Source organism: Vibrio sp. SCSIO 43097 (assembly GCF_023650755.1).
In the GTDB taxonomy this organism is placed as follows: Bacteria; Pseudomonadota; Gammaproteobacteria; order Enterobacterales; family Vibrionaceae; genus Vibrio; species Vibrio alginolyticus.
The window spans coordinates 304,655-323,752 of the sequence record NZ_CP071840.1 but is presented as its reverse complement, the minus strand read 5'-3'; the positions used below and the strand labels follow the sequence as shown (position 1 = coordinate 323,752).

The window sequence follows — 19,098 nt, the reverse complement described above, 5'->3', positions numbered from 1 at the left end:
TCTTAGCAACTATGGGCGAGCTACAAAACCTACTGCTTCGTATGCTTTCTTAAGCGTTTCAGCCGCTCGTGCCGAGGCTTTCTCAGCGCCTTGCTGCATTACCTCGTCCATGTAAGCACGATCAGCGCGAATACGGTGATATTCTGCTTGAATTGGCTCAAGCATTGCTACAACTGCCTCACCAACATCTTTCTTAAATGGGCCATACATTTCTACGCCTTGGTACTTCGCTTCAATCTCTTCGAAGCTCATGCCTGTCGCCGCGGAGTACAGACCCATTAGGTTAGCAATGCCCGCCTTGTTCTCGATATCATGACGGATACTTGGTGGCGTTTCGGTATCGGTTTGCGCTTTGTTGATCTTCTTAAGGATCGACTTAGGCTCTTCCAGCAGCGTGATAACGTTCTTACGGTTGTCATCAGATTTAGACATCTTCTTCGTTGCATCTTGAAGGCTCATTACACGCGCATTTACTGTCGGAATGTAAGGCTCTGGAACTTGGAAGATTGGCTGCTCTGGCGAGTAAATATTGTTGAAACGCGTTGCGATATCGCGCGCTAATTCTAGATGTTGCTTCTGGTCACTGCCTACAGGTACTTGGTGTGCACCGTAAAGCAAAATGTCAGCCGCCATCAACACCGGGTAGTCAAATAGACCGACGTTTACGTCATTCGCGTAACGTGCCGATTTGTCTTTAAACTGAGTCATACGGCTCAGCTCACCCATTTGAGTGTAGCAGTTAAGAAGCCAACCTAATTGAGCATGCTCTGGTACATGTGACTGAACAAATAGCGTGCTCTTCTTCGGGTCAACACCAACTGCCAGACAAATTGCCAGTGCGTCTAGAGTTGCTTCATGCAGCGCTTTAGGGTCCTGACGAACCGTAATCGCGTGAAGGTCTACCACACAATATTGGCAATCATAATCGTCTTGCATCTGCTGCCATTGACGTAGAGCACCCAAGTAGTTACCGATACTTAGTTCACCTGAAGGTTGAACACCACTCAATACAATGGGTTTGCTCATTAGAATGATTCCTTTGACTTCTTAATCTAATTAAATGAAAAAAACCGTGCAGTAATAGGTGCACGGTTTACTCAGTGTACTCATTAACGAGTATTTTGGAAGCTCTTTTGTAGCCGTTATGCAGAAACCGCTACAACGTCCAATAATTCTGCCAAACTGTCAGCGACGAAATCTGGATTTGATGCTGAAATAGGTTCACCGTGGTTGTAACCATATGTCAGACCAAATGAGGCACAGCCTGCATTCTTTGCTGCGAGAATATCGTTTTTCGAGTCGCCAACCATCAGCATTTCACTTGGTTGGATTTGGTGCTTTTCCATTAGCCAGTTCAATGCTACTGGGTTTGGTTTTTTCTCTGGGAATGCATCACCGCCAAGGACATCAACGAAGTATTTTGCGATGTCGTGCTTTTCCAAAACGTCAGGCACAAACTTTGAAGGTTTGTTGGTCACCAACGCCATAACAAAGCCCGCTTTGTGCAGCTCTGCTAGTGTCTCTTTTACCGTTGGGTAAAGATGACTTAGCTTGTGACCGCTTTGCTCGTAGTAATCATCAAACAATACACGCGCTTTAGCACGAAGCTCTTCACTCAGCTCCGGGTTGATGGTCAGGCTTTGGCTTAATGAGCGACCAATAAGCACGTCTGCGCCGTTACCCACATAATCACGAACTTGTTCTTCTGAAACCGATGGAAAGCCAAGCGCCTGTACCGCTTGGTCTGCCGCGACAGCTAGATCTGGCACGCTATCAAGCAAAGTACCATCTAGATCGAAGGCGATGAATTTAATGTCTTGTTGAGTCATAACTTCCCTGAGGATTTTTATTTATAAATAGGTGAAAACGACAAAGGATGGCACCCCATCCTTTGTTTTTATCATTATGTCTGATTCTACAGTAACTGTTTGTTTCGTCGTTACTTTGCAGCAATACGCTGACGAACTGCCTCAAACAAACAGATGCCGGATGCCACAGATACGTTCAAGCTTGAAACGCTACCAGCCATTGGGATCTTAATCAAATCGTCGCAGGTTTCACGAGTCAGACGACGCATACCATCACCTTCTGCCCCCATTACGATAGCAAGGGGTCCAGTCAGTTTTGCTTGGTAGATGTCGTGCGTTGCTTCGCCCGCAGTACCAACAAACCAGATGCCTTTCTCTTGCAATGTACGCATAGTACGAGCCAAGTTAGTCACTCGGATCAATGGCACGACTTCAGCTGCACCACAAGCCACTTTGCTTACGGTTGCGTTCATCGGTGCAGAACGATCTTTCGGTACGATGATCGCCGCAGCACCTGCCGCATCTGCGTTACGTAAACACGCACCAAGATTGTGTGGATCGGTCACTCCGTCTAACACTAATAGCAGTGGTGATTCGTGCTGCGCCAGGATGTCATCTATATCGTTCTCATTCAGCTGCTTCGCTGGTTTCACACGAGCGATGATGCCTTGGTGATTTGCACCGCGCGCTTTGTCATCCAAGGTTTTACGTGTCATCTGCTGAATAAAAACACCACAAACCTGAAGATCATTTAGGATTGGCATTAGGCGATCATCTTGACGACCTTTTAAAACGTACGCCTCGATAAAACGCTCTGGTTCGCGCTCCAATACCGCCTTCACTGCGTGAATGCCGTAGATAAATTCGTTACTCATTGTTTAACCTGTTGTTCTGGTCGTATTGCCTGCGCCAACCAAGTTTGAACTAAGTTGGCGCTTCAACCTACTGCGCTTCTTTTTTAGTGCGCTTGGTTTTCTTCGGCTTACTGTGCGGCTTCTTTTTACGTGCTTTTTTCACTTTAGGCTTCTCGTTGCCTTCAGCGTCACCACGTTTTGGGCCATTACGCTTACTCGTTGCGCCCGTTTCTTCTGGGCGTTTAGTTGGCTCTATCGCAGGAACTGCACGAGCCGCGCCACCTTCCTTCGATGAAGAGCGAGTCGCAGCGCGTTTTTTATCTTTCGCTTTGCGTTTTGCTTCCGCTGCGCGTTTCTTCGCAGTCTTACCTTCGCCGCGTAGCTTACGACTTGTTTCGACCAATTCAAAGTCAATTTGCTTATCATCGAGGTTAACAGCCAGTACTTTTACTTTTACTGCATCACCTAAGCGGTAGATGTTACCGAAACTTTCACCAATAAGTCGTTGACCAATCGGGTCAAATTGATAGTAGTCGTTCGCAAGGGTAGAAATATGTACCAAACCATCGATGTGCAAATCCGTTAAACGTACAAAGAAGCCAAAGCTAGTGACATTAGCAATAACACCGTCTAGTTCGTCACCGACGTGGTCTTGCATATATTCACACTTCAGCCAATCCGCAACATCACGTGTTGCATCATCAGCACGGCGCTCTGTCATCGAACATTGTTCGCCGTAAAAATCCATGTCGTCAAACGAGTAATGATAGCCACCTGTTGGTGTCCAGCGATCTTGATTACGACCTTCTTCTTTAGCAATCAGATACTTGATTGCACGGTGAAGTAACAAGTCAGGGTAACGACGAATTGGCGACGTAAAGTGTGCATAGCGTTTCAATGCCAACCCAAAGTGCCCCGCGTTATCTGCGTTGTATACCGCTTGCTTCATTGAGCGTAGCAGCATGGTCTGAATCAACTCTTGATCTTGACGCCCGGAGATTTGACGTGCGAGATCAGCATAGTCCGTTGGTGAAGGCTCTAAACCACCTTTTAGCTCAAGACCAAGTTCACTTAAGAAGTCACGGAAACCTTGCAGACGTAATTCACCTGGAGATTCGTGGATACGATAAAGCGCGGGCTCTTTCGTTTTTTCTACCAGCGATGCCGAAGCAATGTTGGCTAAAATCATACATTCTTCGATGATCTTATGCGCGTCATTACGAATTACTGGCTCAATGCTTTCGATTTTACGTTCCGCATTGAAAATAAATTTGGTTTCAACGGTTTCAAATTCGATTGCACCGCGTTGATCTCGTGCTTCTTTCAGCACTTTGTACATCTTGTGCAACTCTTCTAGATGAGAAACAAGCGGCTGGTAGCGCTCACGTAGTTCTTCATCCCCTTCTAGAATCGCGCTCACTTTGCTATATGTGAGACGAGCGTGCGAGTTCATCACCGCCTCGTAATGCTTGTAACCAGACAGCTTACCTGTATCGGAAATGGTCATTTCGCACACCATACACAAGCGATCTACTTGCGGGTTAAGCGAACATAGACCGTTCGACAGTACTTCTGGCAACATTGGCACAACTTGCGAAGGGAAATATACTGAGTTACCACGATTGATCGCTTCTTTGTCCAACGCAGAGTCAGGACGAACGTAGTAACTGACGTCAGCAATCGCTACCCATAAACGCCAACCACCTTCTTTGTTCTTTTCACAGTAAACGGCATCATCAAAGTCTCGTGCGTCTTCGCCGTCAATGGTCACTAGTGGCAAATCACGTAGATCCACACGACCAACTTTCGCTTCTTCTGGTACTTCTTCGCCTAAGTTTTCGATTTGTTTATCGACGGCTTCTGGCCATTCGTGAGGGATTTGGTGTGTACGAATCGCAATTTGTGTTTCCATACCTGGTGCCATGTTTTCACCAAGGACTTCAACCACTTTACCCATCATGCCGCGTGAGCGTGAGCCACGATCAGTAATTTCAATTACGACTACGTTACCCATGCGTGCACCCGCTTTGTGCTCATTTGGGATCAGGATATCTTGGCTGATACGCGAGTCATCTGGGACAACATAGGAGTATCCATATTCAAGGAAGAAACGACCAACGATTTGATCATTGCGCTCCTCTAGCACACGCACCAAACGTCCTTCACGGCGGCCGCGCTTGCTGTTGTCTGTCGGTTGCACTAAGACAAAATCACCGTGGATGATGTTCTTCATCTGATGGTGCGGTAACAGAATATCATCATCCTTGCCGACGCTGCCTTCTGGACGTACCCAACCATGGCCATCACGATGACCAATCACGTAACCTTTCACCATTTCAAGTTTTTCAGGCAATGCATAGCACTGACGGCGGGTAAACACCAGTTGGCCATCTCGCTCCATCGCACGTAGCCGACGACGCAACCCTTCGTATTGCTCTTCGCCCTCAAGCTTTAGTGCCTCAAACAAGTCGTTACGATTCATTGGAACGCCCGCTTGCTCTAGAAACTCGATGATAAACTCTCGGCTTGGAATTGGATTTTCGTAATTTTTGGATTCACGCTCTGCAAAAGGATCGTTTGGAATATTGTCTGACATAGGCACGCCTATCTAGCAAGGAAGGTATATGGCTAGTATATCTGAGTCTCTCGATAAGCTACAGAATTGCTTTGAAAAAAGAATGATCGAGATCGACTCTAGGCATGCAAATGAGTTAAGGACGAGCCAGCAAGATCAAAAGTTCAGAATTGTCACTGAGCAAGGATTCAATCGTGCAGTCATCCAACTCCGCCAGAAAGGCACTTTTTGCTTTCGCCAATTTATCTTTGAGGCGGCAAGCAGGGGTAATATGGCAAAAATCCACACCACAGTTGACTAAATCTAACGGCTCTAAATCGCGCACAACACCACCGACTGTGATTTCAGACGCTGGCTTCATCAGCCGGATACCACCGTTTTTTCCGCGCACGGTATGGACATAACCCAACTGCCCTAACCGATTGATAACTTTAACCATATGGTTGCGCGACACACCAAATAAATCCGTCACTTCGGTAATGCTGGTTAACTCATCTTCCGGCAACGAAGCCAAGAAAATTAAGGTTCTCAACGCATAATCAGTGAAACTAGTTAACTGCATATTCTCTCCCAAAGTGCGACTCAATAACCCGCTGGTGATGCTAAAACCCCAAACTTGAGCTATCGATAAAAGTGTAAATCTTTTCTTGATCGAAAGATACATTTGAGATACAACTTTAAACATGCATTATAAATACAACTTAAAGTAGGAAGCCCTTATGCTCAGCAATCAAACTATCGAGATCGTCAAAGCGACCGCACCACTCATCGCCGAAACAGGACCAAAACTGACCGCGCACTTTTACGAGCGTATGTTTACTCATAACCCTGAGTTGAAAGATATTTTTAACATGAGTAACCAGCGTAACGGCGATCAGCGTGAAGCATTATTCAACGCTATCTGTGCCTATGCTGCCAATATTGAAAATTTGCCAGCTCTGCTTGGCGCAGTAGAGAAAATTGCGCATAAGCACACGAGCTTTTTGATCACAGAAGATCAGTACCAAATCGTTGGTAAGCATTTACTTGCGACAATCGATGAGCTTTTTAATCCAGGTCAAGAAGTGTTGGATGCTTGGGCTGAGGCTTACGGCGTACTTGCGAATGTATTTATTCAGCGCGAAGAACAAATTTACCAACAAAATGAAGCTTTGGAAGGCGGCTGGCGCGGTCTACGCGAATTTGAATTAGTCGATAAAAAGATTGAGAGCGAACACATTTGCAGCTTTGTGTTCAAGCCAACCGATGGCCAAAAAGTGGCGCCGTATAAACCGGGACAATACCTTGGCATCTACATCAACAGTGACCAGTTAGAAAACCAAGAAATTCGCCAATATAGCCTGTCTTCTGCGGTCCAAGAGAACACCTACCGTATCTCAGTAAAACGTGAAGAAGGCGGAAAAGTGTCGAACTACCTGCACGATAGCCTGAACATTGGCGAAAAAGTGCAGCTTGCGGCCCCTGCCGGTGATTTCTTTATGGATGCCGAACCACAAACACCCGTTGTTCTAATTTCTGCTGGTGTGGGACTTACTCCAACGCTGTCAATGCTAGAAAGTCTCTCAGCACATCAAGCACCTGTAACTTGGGTTCATGCAACAGAAAATGGCCAACAGCATGCTTTCAAGCAACACGTAAACCAACTCGTTGCAGAAAAAGAAAATATGAACGCGTTCGTTTGGTATAACCAACCAACGGCAGAAGACAAGCTAGGCGAAGACTTCCACTTCACGGGCTTTGTCAATCTGTATGAAATTGAAGCTGCATTAAAGCAAGATAACGTGCAGGTATACTTCTGTGGTCCTGTAGGATTTATGCAGCACGTAGCGAAACAGCTATTAGAACTTGGCGTACCAGAAGAGCAATTCCATTACGAATGCTTCGGTCCACACAAAGTGGTTTAAGCGCTACCAACTATCGGGAAAACAACAAAGCCCACGTGACGTGGGCTTTGTTGTATGAAGTTGTTTGCAATATTGAAGCGTTACCAAAAGGTGTCTCGCCGTTTAGCTCGAGCAATAACGTTTTGTGGCATGCGCTGTTCAAGGCCGTTTCTCAATACAGTTATGCGCTTATGCTGCCGCTTATCTGCTGTGACAGAGTTATATAGCCAACGATACGCATCTTCGTAATCGAGTGGACTGCCATAATCACGTAAAAGCAACTCGGCCAGATGAATACGCGCGTTTAGGTTTCCCATTGACGCAGCTTCTCGCAAATATGGAATTGCACGTTCTTTATCTTGCTGTACTAAAGTGCCACGCGAATAGTATCGGCCAATCTGCTCTAGTGCAGCTGGTAACCCCTGATGCGCTGCATTTTCGATGTAGTAAAGACCCAGTTCGACATCTTGCTCGACACACACCCCCCAAGCCAACATATCTCCGTACAGAAATTCATAAGCGGGTAAGTTAATTCGAGTCGCACGAGCTACGATATCCTCCACCAGCTGGCAGTTATCAGCGCGCACACGTTGTAAGTGCTTATTTTGCTCAATAAGCTTTATCAGCTCTGCTTCGGTATAGATCGGAACTGGTGCCCCCACATCAGCAACATTGGCTTTCACTGTGGTAGCAACCAAGGTCAACAACAGTGAAGCAGCCACTGTTCGTAACTTCATAAACGTACCCTTAAGGTATCTAAGAAACCAAAGATCGGTGAAGGATCTCCTCTGCTTGATAACCTTATCGGCAAAAAACAGCTAAGCTTTAGACAATTTTTGCCTCTGATTTAGGCTCAGCGGCAAAAGCTTGCCATATGAGAGTCACGCTGTTTTTGTTCAGATACAAAAAAGCCGACCAGAAGGTCGGCTTTTGCAATCTTTAACGGCTATCAATTAAGCTTCGAATGGGTGAACTTTGATGATAGTTTCGTTACGGTCAGGACCTGTAGAGATGATGTCTACTGGAACGCCAGTTAGCTCTTCAATACGCTTGATGTAGTCAAGAGCGGCTTGTGGTAGAGCATCTAGTGACTTAGCACCAAATGTGTTCTCAGACCAACCAGGCATTGTTTCGTAGATTGGCGTTGCTTTTTCGAATGCTTCAGCAGCCATCGGAGAAACTTCTAGCACAGAGCCATCTTCCATCTTGTAACCAGTACAGATTTTTAGCTCTTCTAGACCATCTAGTACGTCTAGTTTAGTTAGACAGAAACCAGATACAGAGTTGATTTGGATTGCACGACGCATAGCAACAGCATCGAACCAACCTGTACGACGTAGACGACCAGTTGTCGCACCGAACTCGTGGCCAACTTCACCTAAGTGCTTACCAATTGGATCTTGCTTATCTAAACCGTCGTATAGTTCAGTCGGGAATGGACCAGCACCAACGCGAGTACAGTACGCTTTTGCGATACCCAAGATGTAACCGATGTGACGAGGACCAAAACCAGAACCTGCAGCAACACCACCAGCAGTCGTGTTAGAAGACGTTACGTACGGGTAAGTACCGTGGTCGATATCAAGTAGTGTACCTTGTGCACCTTCGAACATGATCTTGTCGCCGCGCTTACGTGCTGCGTCTAGTTCGTCAGTTACGTCGATAACCATTGACGTTAGTAGTTCAGCGTAGCCTTTAGCTTGCTCAAGTACTTCTTCGTAGCTTACTGGCTCCGCTTTGTAGAAGTTAACTAGTTGGAAGTTATGGAACTCCATGACTTCTTTTAGCTTCTCTGCGAAAGTCGCCATATCGAATAGGTCGCCAACGCGTAGACCGCGACGAGCAACTTTATCTTCGTATGCTGGACCGATACCACGACCAGTAGTACCGATAGCTTTTTTACCGCGAGCGATTTCGCGAGCTTGGTCCATTGCAACGTGGTAAGGAAGAATTAGCGGACATGCTTCAGAAATGAAAAGACGCTCGCGTACTGGAATACCGCGCTCTTCAAGAGGCTTCATTTCTTTAAGTAGAGCTTCAGGTGATAGTACAACACCGTTACCGATAACACATTTTACGTTATCGCGAAGGATACCTGATGGAATTAAGTGAAGAACGGTTTTTTCACCGTCAATTACGAGAGTGTGACCTGCGTTGTGACCGCCTTGGTAGCGTACCACGTATTTTGCATCTTCAGTTAAAAGGTCTACGATTTTACCTTTACCTTCGTCACCCCATTGGGTGCCTAGAACGACTACGTTATTTCCCATCTTTCCAAGTCTGATTGCTAGTTAAAAATGGATTCTAGCACCGAATCACGCTTCTTGCAGTCATTTTTTGTTCACAGAGTTGCTACCAGAATGTCATCTTGCCGCTTTGTTCATTTTGAAATCAGCATATCACTGATAGTATTTAGCTTTCTCTATTCGACTGGAAAGCGCTATGTCTGAATCCATATGGTTGGCGATTGGGCTCGTCTTGATCGTGGAAGGCATTGGGCCACTGATTGCTCCTAACGGTTGGCGGAATATGGTGGCTCAATTAAGTGAACAACCCAACAATCAGCTACGACGCATCGGTGGTTGCCTAGTAGTTGCTGGAGCCGTAATCGCCATCATGATGAGCTAGCACTTAGCATCAGATACAAAAAAGGCTCCCTAAGGAGCCTTTTATTTCAATGAGAAGCGGAGATTATTTCTCCATGCTGCCCTTCGACTGGTTCATGTATTGGAAGAACTCACTCTTCGGATCAAGCACCAGAATATCGCTCTTAGAGCTGAAGGACTTCTCATACGCACGTAGCGAGCGTAGGAAGCTAAAGAACTCAGGGTCTTTGTTGTACGCTTCAGCATAAATCTTCGCAGCTTCAGCATCCGCCTCACCTCGTGTCACACGCGCAGTTTTATCAGCTTCAGCTAGAATAGTTGCTACTTCTAGTTCTGCTTGAGCACGAATAACTTCCGCTTTTTCACGACCTTGAGAACGGTGCTTACGAGCAACGGACTCACGCTCCGCACGCATACGACGGTAGATAGACTCACTGATTTCATCAGGCAGGTTGATTTTCTTCATTCGGAAATCAACGACACGAACACCCAAGTCTTTCATTGCGCTTTCACGCGTGTCTTTCAATACTTCAGACATGATTAGGTCGCGTTCACCATCAATCTCAAGCGCCTCACGAGCCGCTTCAGTTGCGACAACATCGGCACTTGCGTCTTCTGGTAGCACATCATCGTTACGTGGACCAGATACGATCTGTTTGATTTCACGAGCACCGATTTCAGAACGAAGCACGTCCGTCACTTTACGCTCAAGTAGTGCCTCTGCCGTTAGCGAGTTACCACCGCCAGTCGCGAGGTAGTAGCGACCAAAATCTTCAATACGCCACTTCACGTAGGTATCAATGATAACGTCTTTTTTCTCAGACGTTACGAAACGGTCTGCACGGCCATCCATTGTTTGGATACGTGCATCAAGTTGTTTCACACGGTCAAACAAAGGCATCTTGAAATGCAGACCAGGCTCGTAAATTCGAGTGATGTCGTTGTTGTCTTTCAAGACACGACCAAATCGAACCACGATACCGCGCTCACCTTCAGGAATCACAAACAAAGACATCAACATTAATGCCAGTGCGATTACCAGTACAGGGATCATTAACTTACGCATTCTTAGTATCTCCCTTGACGTGAACCTGTTGAACGAGACTGCGAGTTCGAAGTGTCTTCTTGTGTACGATCAGACTCAAGTTGAATTTGATCATAGGTTGAAGATGACTTCGATTTACGTTTGGTATCTGCTTTGCCCTCTTGTCCCGCCAACTTATCAATTGGAAGGTAAAGAAGATTGCCGCTTGATTCCGAGTCAATCAACACTTTCGAAGTGCTTGAGTACACCTCTTCCATTGCGTCAATGTACAGACGATCACGCGTTACACCAGGCGCTGCTTGGTATTCTGGTAGTAGTTTTTCGAACTGTGCTACCTGACCAAGAGCCTCGTTAGTGACACGCTCATTGTAACCTTGTGCTTCTTTCTTCAAACGCTCTGCACGACCCGTTGCCTTAGGCAAGATTTCGTTCTTGTATGCTTCAGCTTCACGAATGAAACGCTCTTCATCCTCACGTGCTGCGATTGCATCATCAAACGCATCTTTCACTTGCTCTGGTGGACGAGCAGACTGGAAGTTCACATCAACAAGTACCAGACCCATATCATAGCTATCAATGATTTGGTTCAGTGTTTCTTGCGTAGTTTGACGAATTTGCTGACGACCACTGGTTAGAATGCTATCCATCAATGAGTCACCAATTACTGCACGTAGTGCAGAATCCGTTGCTTGACGCAAGCTGTCGTCTGCATTGGTTACACGGTACAAGTATTTGTATGGGTCAGTCACTCGGTACTGAACATCCATCGCAACTGTTACAACGTTTTCATCTTTAGTCAGCATTAGACCAGATGCACGTAGTGAACGAATCGCTTGTACGTTTACCGCTTCGTACTCATCAATAAAGCGAGGACGCCAGTTAAGACCTGGGTCTACGATACGATCGTATTTACCTAAACGCAGTACAACACCACGCTCTGCTTCACCGATGGTGTAAAAACCAGCGAAGAACCAAACTGCAACAGCAATCAGAGCAATCACGCCAAAGCCAATTGCACTACCACCACCGCCGCCGATTGGAGAACCACCGCCGCCTTTTTTACCAAACTTGCCGCCCAGCTTTTGACTCAGTTTGTTGAACACTTCATCTAAATCTGGCGGACCTTGATCTCGGCCACCAGGACGCTGGCCACCACGATTATTATTACCCCAAGGGTCATTATCGCGGCCATTGTTGCCGTTGTTATTTCCAGGCTCATTCCACGCCATTAGAAAGCTCCATCATTTGATATGACGTTATACTGTAGCAGTCCTTTAAGTGACTATAAAGCCAGTCAAAACTGCCCCTTCTCTTTTTTCAAGTCTAGACCAATCTACTTGCTGCATTCGAATATCGATCAACAAGTTACCATCCTGGTCATATTCCTCACGTTGAATACACTTCATTTGGAAGAAGGTACTACGGAATCGTCCTTGATACTGTGGAGGAATTCGCAACTGATGCTCGACCATTTGTGACGCCAGACGTTCCGTCAGCGCCTCAAACAGGACATCAATGCCCAACCCATCCATTGCTGAAACCCAAACTGCGCGAGGTACGCCTTCCTCGTCTCGTTCTATACGTGGTTTCTGCGAATCTAGATTGTCGATTTTGTTCATGACAACCAGAGTCGGCACTTCATGCGCGTCGATCTCTTCTAGTACTTCATGAACAGCTTGAATATTCTCACGAAAACGCTCATCACTGGCATCAACAACATGTAACAAAATGTCAGCTTCTTGCGTTTCCTGCAAGGTTGCCTTGAAGGCCGCAACCAAGTCGTGTGGCAAATGTCGAATAAAACCAACCGTGTCTGCCAAGATGGCAGGACCAACATCTGCTAACTCTATCTTACGTAAAGTCGGGTCCAAAGTAGCAAATAATTGATCAGCCGCGTACACGCCAGCTTCTGTAATACGGTTGAAGAGTGTCGACTTACCCGCGTTGGTGTAACCCACAAGTGAAACCGTTGGGATTTCAGCTCGATTTCGGGCGCGGCGCCCTTGTTCACGCTGCTTCGCTACTTTGTCTAAGCGTCGCAGGATGGCTTTGATTCTGTCACGCAATAAGCGACGGTCGGTTTCCAGCTGGGTTTCACCCGGGCCACGTAAACCGATACCACCTTTCTGCCTTTCAAGGTGCGTCCAACCACGAATCAAACGAGTAGAGATATGACGAAGTTGAGCCAGCTCTACCTGTAGCTTACCTTCGTGTGTTCGAGCTCGTTGAGCAAAGATATCGAGAATAAGACCAGTGCGGTCGAGAACTCGACATTGGCACAGTGCTTCGAGGTTACGTTCTTGGGCAGGAGAGAGGGCGTGATTAAAAATCACAATTTCGGCACCCGTTGATTGTACCGCTGTAGCAATCTCTTGGGCCTTACCCTCTCCGACATAGTATTTCGGGTGTGGGGATTGACGACTACCAGTTACCACTTGTAGCGCCTCTACCCCAGCAGAAGAAACCAGCATTTCGAACTCAGCCAGATCTTCCCATTCACCTTCTTGCGTGAAGTTGATATGAACAAGTACGGCTCGCTCACCGGATTCATAACGGTCAAACAAGCAATCAACTCCTTATTTTAAAAATACTCGATGAAGAATTAATCTTCTGATTTCTCTTGTGGACGCTCACCTTGTGGACGTTCACCGCTGTGATGGCTCACTGGACGAGCCGGCACAACTGTTGAGATCGCGTGCTTGTACACCATTTGGTTAACAGTATTCTTCAGCAGGATCACAAATTGATCGAATGATTCGATCTGACCTTGTAGTTTAATACCATTCACAAGGTAGATAGATACCGGGATACGCTCACGACGTAGCGCGTTTAGAAATGGGTCTTGTAGAGATTGCCCCTTAGCCATTTTTATTTTCCTTATTTAATTTGTAGTTGTAATTATTTAGCTAGTGGTGCAATGCAAAAGATACGGCTTTTGCATCTGAGCTAAACGAATCAAAAATGCACTCTAAGTAATTAGCAGCATAGTATAAAAACCGCCAACAACAGATCCTTTGAGAGTGCGTTCACGCAAAAACGATCACATTATACACAGCTATGTCAATCAGATGCTATTGCTTCCGACATCGTTTCTAATGCCTGTTCAATGTTCTCGCTATCCAACCAAGTTAAATCATCCCAGCTGCGTAACCAGGTGATTTGACGCTTGGCCAATTGACGAGTCGCGCATACGCCACGAAATACCGCTTCGTCACGTGTACACTCCCCATCTAAATACTCCCACATCTGTCGGTAACCGACGCATCGTATGGAAGGAAGATCGGGGTGAAGATCTTTTCGCGAATGTAACGCTTTCATTTCTTCTTCAAAGCCCGCTTCCATCATCTTCTCGAAACGGAGTTCAATCCGACGGTGAAGTTCTGCCCTATCCTTGGGAGCTATTGCAAACTGCTTGACTCGGTATGGTAGGCTTTCACCTTTCGTTTGAGTCAATTCAGTCAAAGTTTTACCTGAAATGCGAAAAACTTCCAATGCCCGAGATAAACGTTGGGGATCATTGGGATGGATTCTCGCGGCTGACACAGGATCAACCTCTTTGAGTTCATCGTGCAACACTGACCAACCTTTAGTCAATGCCTCTTGTTCAATTTGCTGACGAATTTCAGGATTTGCAGCAGGAAGTGGTGATAAACCTTCAAGTAACGCCTTGTAATACAGCATTGTTCCACCCACAAGAAGTGGAATTTTTCCTTCTGCAACAATATCATCCATCGCTTTCAATGCATCTCGACGAAAGTCGGCGACAGAGTAAGATTCACTTGGATCCAAAATATCTATCAAGCGATGAGGCGCCAAACTTAACTCTTTTTCATCCGGTTTCGCCGTACCGATATCCATCCCTTTGTAGATCAAAGCAGAATCAACACTGATGATCTCAATCGGAAATTTTTGACGAAGACGAATCGCCAGCTCAGTTTTGCCTGATGCAGTTGGCCCCATTAAAAATAGCGCCAAAGGTAGTTTATCTGTCATGGTTTTAATTTGGCTATCGTGGCAGAGAAATCAACAGCGGATACGAATTTTGTATCTTCTAATGGCAATTGACCATGTCTTAGCTGTTCAAGTTCCGCAATAATTTGAATGGCTTCAGAAAAAGTATAGTGACTCTTCACTGTCGTGACCTGTAATGCGAGCCAATCTATCAACTCAGACAGCATCTGAGCCGCTGCTATACCTTCGTTCACACAAGATTGCGCGTAAGATAACAGATCTGGTACTAAATTTTGTAAGTTTTGTTGACGCAGCGGAGCTGGAACGCCCATCACCATTAAGGCGTGCTCGTTTCTCGCTTTCAATTGAATACCAAGCAATGCCAAATCTTGTTGATAATCTTGGGCCAGTCTCACTAATTCGGCCTCTAACTTAATAGATAGAGGAACAAGCAGAGGTTGTGCCTTAAGTGCACCATCGCTTGGAGTGAGCTGGCCTTTTACACGATAAAATTCTGCTCTAGGTAACGAGACTAACGCCGCCCCACTGTCACTGCCCATCAAAACAAATTGTTCATCGACCACCATCAGCGCTTTGCCTAATGCAGTAATCGATGGCATTGATGTGTGCGAAGTTATCGTTTGGGGCGCTATTGGAGTGACTGCCTGAGCCTCAAACTCTGGCGTTTTCAACAGCTCGTGATAAGCGCGTACTTCTTGTTTAGTTGGCGCTGGTTCTACGTGGCGCTCTTTACTGTGACTTGGCTTTGGTGCGGGTTTGGATTCCACCCAATCATTACGTTTGAATGACTCCACTACGCGCGCCTCTCGCACGGAGGTTTCACTAGGACCGCTATTACGAGGCTTCACTTCATAATCACTGCGTCCAGGATAAGCCGGTGTACTCTCTATCGCTTGATAAACCCGTTCTGGTACTGGTGAAGATGCTGGCTCTTGTACTTTTTCAGGCTCTGGCGAATGCTCAATCTCTTCAGACTCAGTCGGTTCCACGCGATGAAATGCCGATTCATTCACCTGTGGTTTATCAATCACGGCGCTTTGTGAAAGTGCATCCGTCAAAGCTTGATAGATGAAATCATGCACCAAACGAGCTTGGTGGAAACGCACTTCATGCTTAGCAGGGTGAACATTCACATCTACTTGGTGCGGATCTAGCTCAATAAAGAGCACATACGCAGCAAACTGATCTGGCTTTAAGCTCATTTCATAGCTTTGACGAATCGCGTGATTGATTAATTTGTCACGCATCATTCGGCCATTCACATAGCAATATTGTAAATCGCTTTGCTGCCTTGCTCCCTCTGGTGTGGTAATCCACCCATGTAACTTTAACCCTTGATGCTCAAGCTCGATTCTGAGCATATGCCGCACAAACGCATTACCGCAGACAGCAGCAATACGCTTTTCGGTTTGAAGCTGATTTTTCGCCGCGCGATATTGACGGATGATCTTGCCGTTATGACGCACATTGATGGTGACATCAAAGCGGCTTAACGCAATGCGTTTCAATAACTCATCAATATGAGCAAATTCGGTTTTCTCCGTACGAAGAAACTTGCGACGCGCTGGAGTATTAAAAAATAAGTCCAACACCTCAACAGTCGTGCCAATCGGGTGCGCTGCTGGCTTAAGCTTCACCTGCATATCACGCCCTTCGGAGTAGGCACTCCAGGCTTCTTCTTGTGCCGCAGGACGCGACGTGAGCGTCAAACGCGAGACTGAGCTAATACTGGCTAACGCTTCACCGCGAAAACCTAGACTCATAATGGCTTCGAGATCATCTAAGGTATGTATCTTAGATGTCGCATGACGACTGAGCGCTAAGCCGAGTTCATCTTTCGCGATACCTTTTCCGTTATCACGAACACGAATCAGCTTTGCGCCTCCTTTCTCGATATCGATATCGATTCGAGTTGCGCCAGAATCAAGACTATTTTCAACCAGCTCTTTAATCACAGAAGCAGGTCTTTCGACCACTTCCCCTGCGGCGATTTGGTTTGCAAGTCTGGCTGGCAAAATTTTAATCGTCATAATGAGTTAGGAGCTCACCTACTTGTTTGGAATGATCAGGACTTGCCCAACCGCTAGCTGATCAGAGCGTAAGTTATTCGCTTTACGAATGCTCGATACGCTAACGCCGTATTTGGACGCTATTTTGCCAAGGAACTCACCCCGAGAAACCTTGTGCTTACGAATCGGTTTATCTTTTACCGCGACCGTTATCTTCAACTTTTGCCCTACCCACAAGGTATCTGACTTCAAGTTATTCTCTCGGCGGATATCTGAAACCTTCACTTTATAGTGATTCGCAATCTTACCTAAGAACTCACCAGACTTAACCTTGTGCGTAATGGTTTCTGTCTCAACAGTAATCGGTTTACTTGGCACTTTAATCGTACCAGCAGAAGGAATGTTGAGCTTCTGACCAATTGCCAAGCCTGTCGACTTCAAGTTGTTTGCCGACATCAGCGCTTTAGAGCTAAGCCCATATTTGTTCGCGATCACCGATAATGACTCGCCACGCTTTACAATATGTACCATTGGCTTCGCTGAAGGCGAGAACACCGTACCCTCTGGTGGGTTATCTTTTAAGTACTTGACGACCGCCTTAGTGATAGCCTGAGCTAACTTATCTTGGTGCGCTCGTTGAAACAGTAAACGCTCTTCTGTTGGGTTAGAAATAAAGCCCGTTTCCACTAGCACAGACGGAATCTGTGGAGAGCGTAAAACCGCAAGGCTGGTGTTGATCGGTTTGGTGTTATGCAGGTGCGCAACACGTCCCATCTCACCTAGGATTTCTGTTGCCAGTTTATAGCCTTCTTTTTGTGAATGACTAAACTGCAAGTCCAACAAAGTTTGGTTCACGTTACGATCTTTTGTCTTCGTGAAGAACGCATTACCCGAGCCGCCCAATAACTCAGACTGTTTCTCATGGTTCTCGACCCAACGAGCAATTTCGGTATTTGCACGACGAGTATTTAGTACGAAGACCGATCCACCGCGAGGCTTCGGTGAAGTAAACGCATCTGCGTGAATGGAAATCAGCAAGTGCGCATCATTTTCACGAGCAATCGCGACACGACGGTTTAAGTTTACAAAATAATCTCCCGTACGAGTCATGCGCGTTTTAATACCAGGAGTCGCATCGAGCTGAGCAGCAATTTTTCTTGAGATACTCAATACCGCATCTTTCTCGTACTTACGACGTGAAGGGCCAATAGAGCCAGGGTCTTCCCCACCGTGACCAGGGTCGATAACAATTAACACTTCTTGAGCTCGTTGAACTGAACTCATGTCTTTGCTGGCCGCCGCTGGCTTACTCGGTTTAGAGGTCGATGCCTTCTTACCGTGCGGTAAATCAATCACCAAGCGGTGACCATACTGCCCACCTGGTGTTGGGCTTAATTTAAATAATTCCGCTTGAACGCTCTTTTTTAGTTCAAACACCAAACGATAAGTGCCCTTCTCTGGAGGCGAGCTTTTTCGTACCAGTTTTAAAACAGGGCTATCCGTAACAGTAACAGGCAGTTTGGCCTGCATCGTCGTGCTTTTTAAATCCACGACAAGGCGATCCGGCCCTGATAAAGAGAAATAGGAATAGTCAGCTTCCGAGCCTAAATCGATGACAACACGTGTTTCATCAGGTGAAGGCCAAACTCGAAAACTCTTAACGACGTTAGCAAATGCTAAATTGGGGATGAGAAGGAGAAAAGTGGCGACAAACGTCGCCACTACTCTAAAATTTGAAAAACTCAACATAGCTCCAATCGACTGAGTAACTGCACACCATAATCATTATTAGCTGTTAGTTCGGCTACACGTTGCTCACCTTGGTAGCGAATGTTTACATCAAGATCCGGTTGTGGCAGTAAGCCATGCCCTTTTTCAGGCCATTCAACCAAGCAAATCGCATCGTCTGTGAAATAGTCTCGAATACCCATAAACTCAAGCTCTTCAGGATCCGCAAGACGATAAAGGTCGAAGTGATATACTTGCCACTGATCCAACTGGTACGGTTCGACTAGAGTATAAGTTGGACTTTTCACGTTACCTTGATGACCAAGAGCACGGACAAAACCACGACTAAAGGTTGTTTTACCTGCACCCAAATCACCATGCAGATAAATTGTGGTTTGCTGGGAACAAAGCTGAGCCAAAGCGGTGCCTAGTGCAACCGTTTCATGCTCATCTTTTAAATTGAATTGTTTCGTGCTCATTGATGCTTCTCTAACTAATGATCGTTGACTATATAAAAATCAAAAGAACAGGAATAGTAAACCGTGTTGGTTTTGAGAGACAAGCTTTCAAATGTCATATGTGCGAAAAAAGTATCCAATAAACGGTATCTTAATCATC

Annotated in this window: 17 protein-coding genes; 2 read left to right on the top strand and 15 right to left on the bottom strand. The window is 46.1% G+C overall.

The annotated features are described in order from the left end of the window. Nucleotides 1-9: 9 nt before the first annotated feature. From trpS to nsrR, 5 genes are all read right to left on the bottom strand, one after another. On the bottom strand, nt 10-1,026 hold the full coding sequence (gene trpS, locus J4N40_RS01575) for a tryptophan--tRNA ligase (RefSeq protein WP_005381398.1): 1,017 nt from the start codon (nt 1,024-1,026) through the stop codon (nt 10-12). 116 nt (nt 1,027-1,142) lie between these two features. Further along, on the bottom strand, nt 1,143-1,829 hold the full coding sequence (locus J4N40_RS01570) for a phosphoglycolate phosphatase (RefSeq protein WP_005382834.1): 687 nt from the start codon (nt 1,827-1,829) through the stop codon (nt 1,143-1,145). Nucleotides 1,830-1,939: 110 nt separating this feature from the next. Continuing rightward, nucleotides 1,940-2,683 (bottom strand): 23S rRNA (guanosine(2251)-2'-O)-methyltransferase RlmB, encoded by a 744-nt coding sequence (rlmB, locus tag J4N40_RS01565; RefSeq protein WP_250654341.1) that lies wholly within the window; start codon nt 2,681-2,683, stop codon nt 1,940-1,942. 67 nt (nt 2,684-2,750) lie between these two features. Continuing rightward, nucleotides 2,751-5,258 carry a ribonuclease R gene (gene rnr, locus J4N40_RS01560; RefSeq protein ID WP_115386344.1) on the bottom strand — a complete coding sequence of 836 codons (2,508 nt, stop codon included), beginning with the start codon at nt 5,256-5,258 and terminating at the stop codon, nt 2,751-2,753. A 115-nt stretch (nt 5,259-5,373) separates the two neighbouring features. Beyond that, the gene (gene nsrR / locus J4N40_RS01555; RefSeq protein ID WP_005381392.1) at nt 5,374-5,799 is read right to left on the bottom strand and encodes a nitric oxide-sensing transcriptional repressor NsrR; all 426 of its coding nucleotides are present in this window, start codon (nt 5,797-5,799) and stop codon (nt 5,374-5,376) included. A gap of 157 nt (nt 5,800-5,956) precedes the next feature. On the opposite strand from nsrR, the gene hmpA reads away from it, so the two are divergent. Beyond that, on the top strand, nt 5,957-7,141 hold the full coding sequence (hmpA, locus tag J4N40_RS01550; RefSeq protein WP_115386345.1) for an NO-inducible flavohemoprotein: 1,185 nt from the start codon (nt 5,957-5,959) through the stop codon (nt 7,139-7,141). 80 nt (nt 7,142-7,221) lie between these two features. Here the strand turns inward: hmpA and motX are convergent, their stop codons facing one another. After that, the gene (gene motX / locus J4N40_RS01545) at nt 7,222-7,857 is read right to left on the bottom strand and encodes a flagellar protein MotX (protein ID WP_005381388.1); all 636 of its coding nucleotides are present in this window, start codon (nt 7,855-7,857) and stop codon (nt 7,222-7,224) included. A 216-nt stretch (nt 7,858-8,073) separates the two neighbouring features. Then, nucleotides 8,074-9,390: an adenylosuccinate synthase gene (locus J4N40_RS01540; protein WP_005381385.1), complete on the bottom strand. Its 1,317-nt coding sequence runs from the start codon at nt 9,388-9,390 to the stop codon at nt 8,074-8,076. Nucleotides 9,391-9,562: 172 nt separating this feature from the next. Between J4N40_RS01540 and J4N40_RS01535 the strand changes: the two genes are divergently transcribed. Then, nucleotides 9,563-9,748 carry a DUF2065 domain-containing protein gene (locus tag J4N40_RS01535; RefSeq protein WP_005381383.1) on the top strand — a complete coding sequence of 62 codons (186 nt, stop codon included), beginning with the start codon at nt 9,563-9,565 and terminating at the stop codon, nt 9,746-9,748. A 63-nt stretch (nt 9,749-9,811) separates the two neighbouring features. On the opposite strand, the gene hflC is transcribed toward J4N40_RS01535, so the two are convergent. From hflC to tsaE, 8 genes are all read right to left on the bottom strand, one after another. Next, nucleotides 9,812-10,792, bottom strand: coding sequence for a protease modulator HflC (gene hflC / locus J4N40_RS01530; protein ID WP_005381382.1), 981 nt, complete (start codon nt 10,790-10,792; stop codon nt 9,812-9,814). A gap of 2 nt (nt 10,793-10,794) precedes the next feature. Beyond that, nucleotides 10,795-12,000 (bottom strand): FtsH protease activity modulator HflK, encoded by a 1,206-nt coding sequence (gene hflK, locus J4N40_RS01525; protein WP_005381381.1) that lies wholly within the window; start codon nt 11,998-12,000, stop codon nt 10,795-10,797. Between the two features lie 45 nt (nt 12,001-12,045). Further along, the gene (gene hflX / locus J4N40_RS01520; protein WP_005381380.1) at nt 12,046-13,335 is read right to left on the bottom strand and encodes a ribosome rescue GTPase HflX; all 1,290 of its coding nucleotides are present in this window, start codon (nt 13,333-13,335) and stop codon (nt 12,046-12,048) included. A 38-nt stretch (nt 13,336-13,373) separates the two neighbouring features. Next, complete coding sequence (gene hfq / locus J4N40_RS01515) at nt 13,374-13,637, bottom strand: RNA chaperone Hfq (RefSeq protein WP_005381379.1); 264 nt, start codon at nt 13,635-13,637, stop codon at nt 13,374-13,376. 194 nt (nt 13,638-13,831) lie between these two features. After that, a complete protein-coding gene (gene miaA / locus J4N40_RS01510) occupies nt 13,832-14,764 on the bottom strand; it encodes a tRNA (adenosine(37)-N6)-dimethylallyltransferase MiaA (RefSeq protein ID WP_005381378.1) in 933 nt (310 codons plus the stop codon). After that, the gene (mutL, locus tag J4N40_RS01505) at nt 14,761-16,773 is read right to left on the bottom strand and encodes a DNA mismatch repair endonuclease MutL (protein ID WP_025768795.1); all 2,013 of its coding nucleotides are present in this window, start codon (nt 16,771-16,773) and stop codon (nt 14,761-14,763) included. The genes miaA and mutL overlap by 4 nt, the downstream gene beginning before the upstream one ends. Before the next feature lie 18 nt (nt 16,774-16,791). Continuing rightward, nucleotides 16,792-18,501, bottom strand: a complete 1,710-nt coding sequence (locus J4N40_RS01500) for an N-acetylmuramoyl-L-alanine amidase (RefSeq protein ID WP_005381374.1) — start codon at nt 18,499-18,501, stop codon at nt 16,792-16,794. Continuing rightward, on the bottom strand, nt 18,495-18,959 hold the full coding sequence (tsaE, locus tag J4N40_RS01495; protein WP_005381372.1) for a tRNA (adenosine(37)-N6)-threonylcarbamoyltransferase complex ATPase subunit type 1 TsaE: 465 nt from the start codon (nt 18,957-18,959) through the stop codon (nt 18,495-18,497). The genes J4N40_RS01500 and tsaE overlap by 7 nt, the downstream gene beginning before the upstream one ends. Between the last annotated feature and the right edge of the window lie 139 nt (nt 18,960-19,098).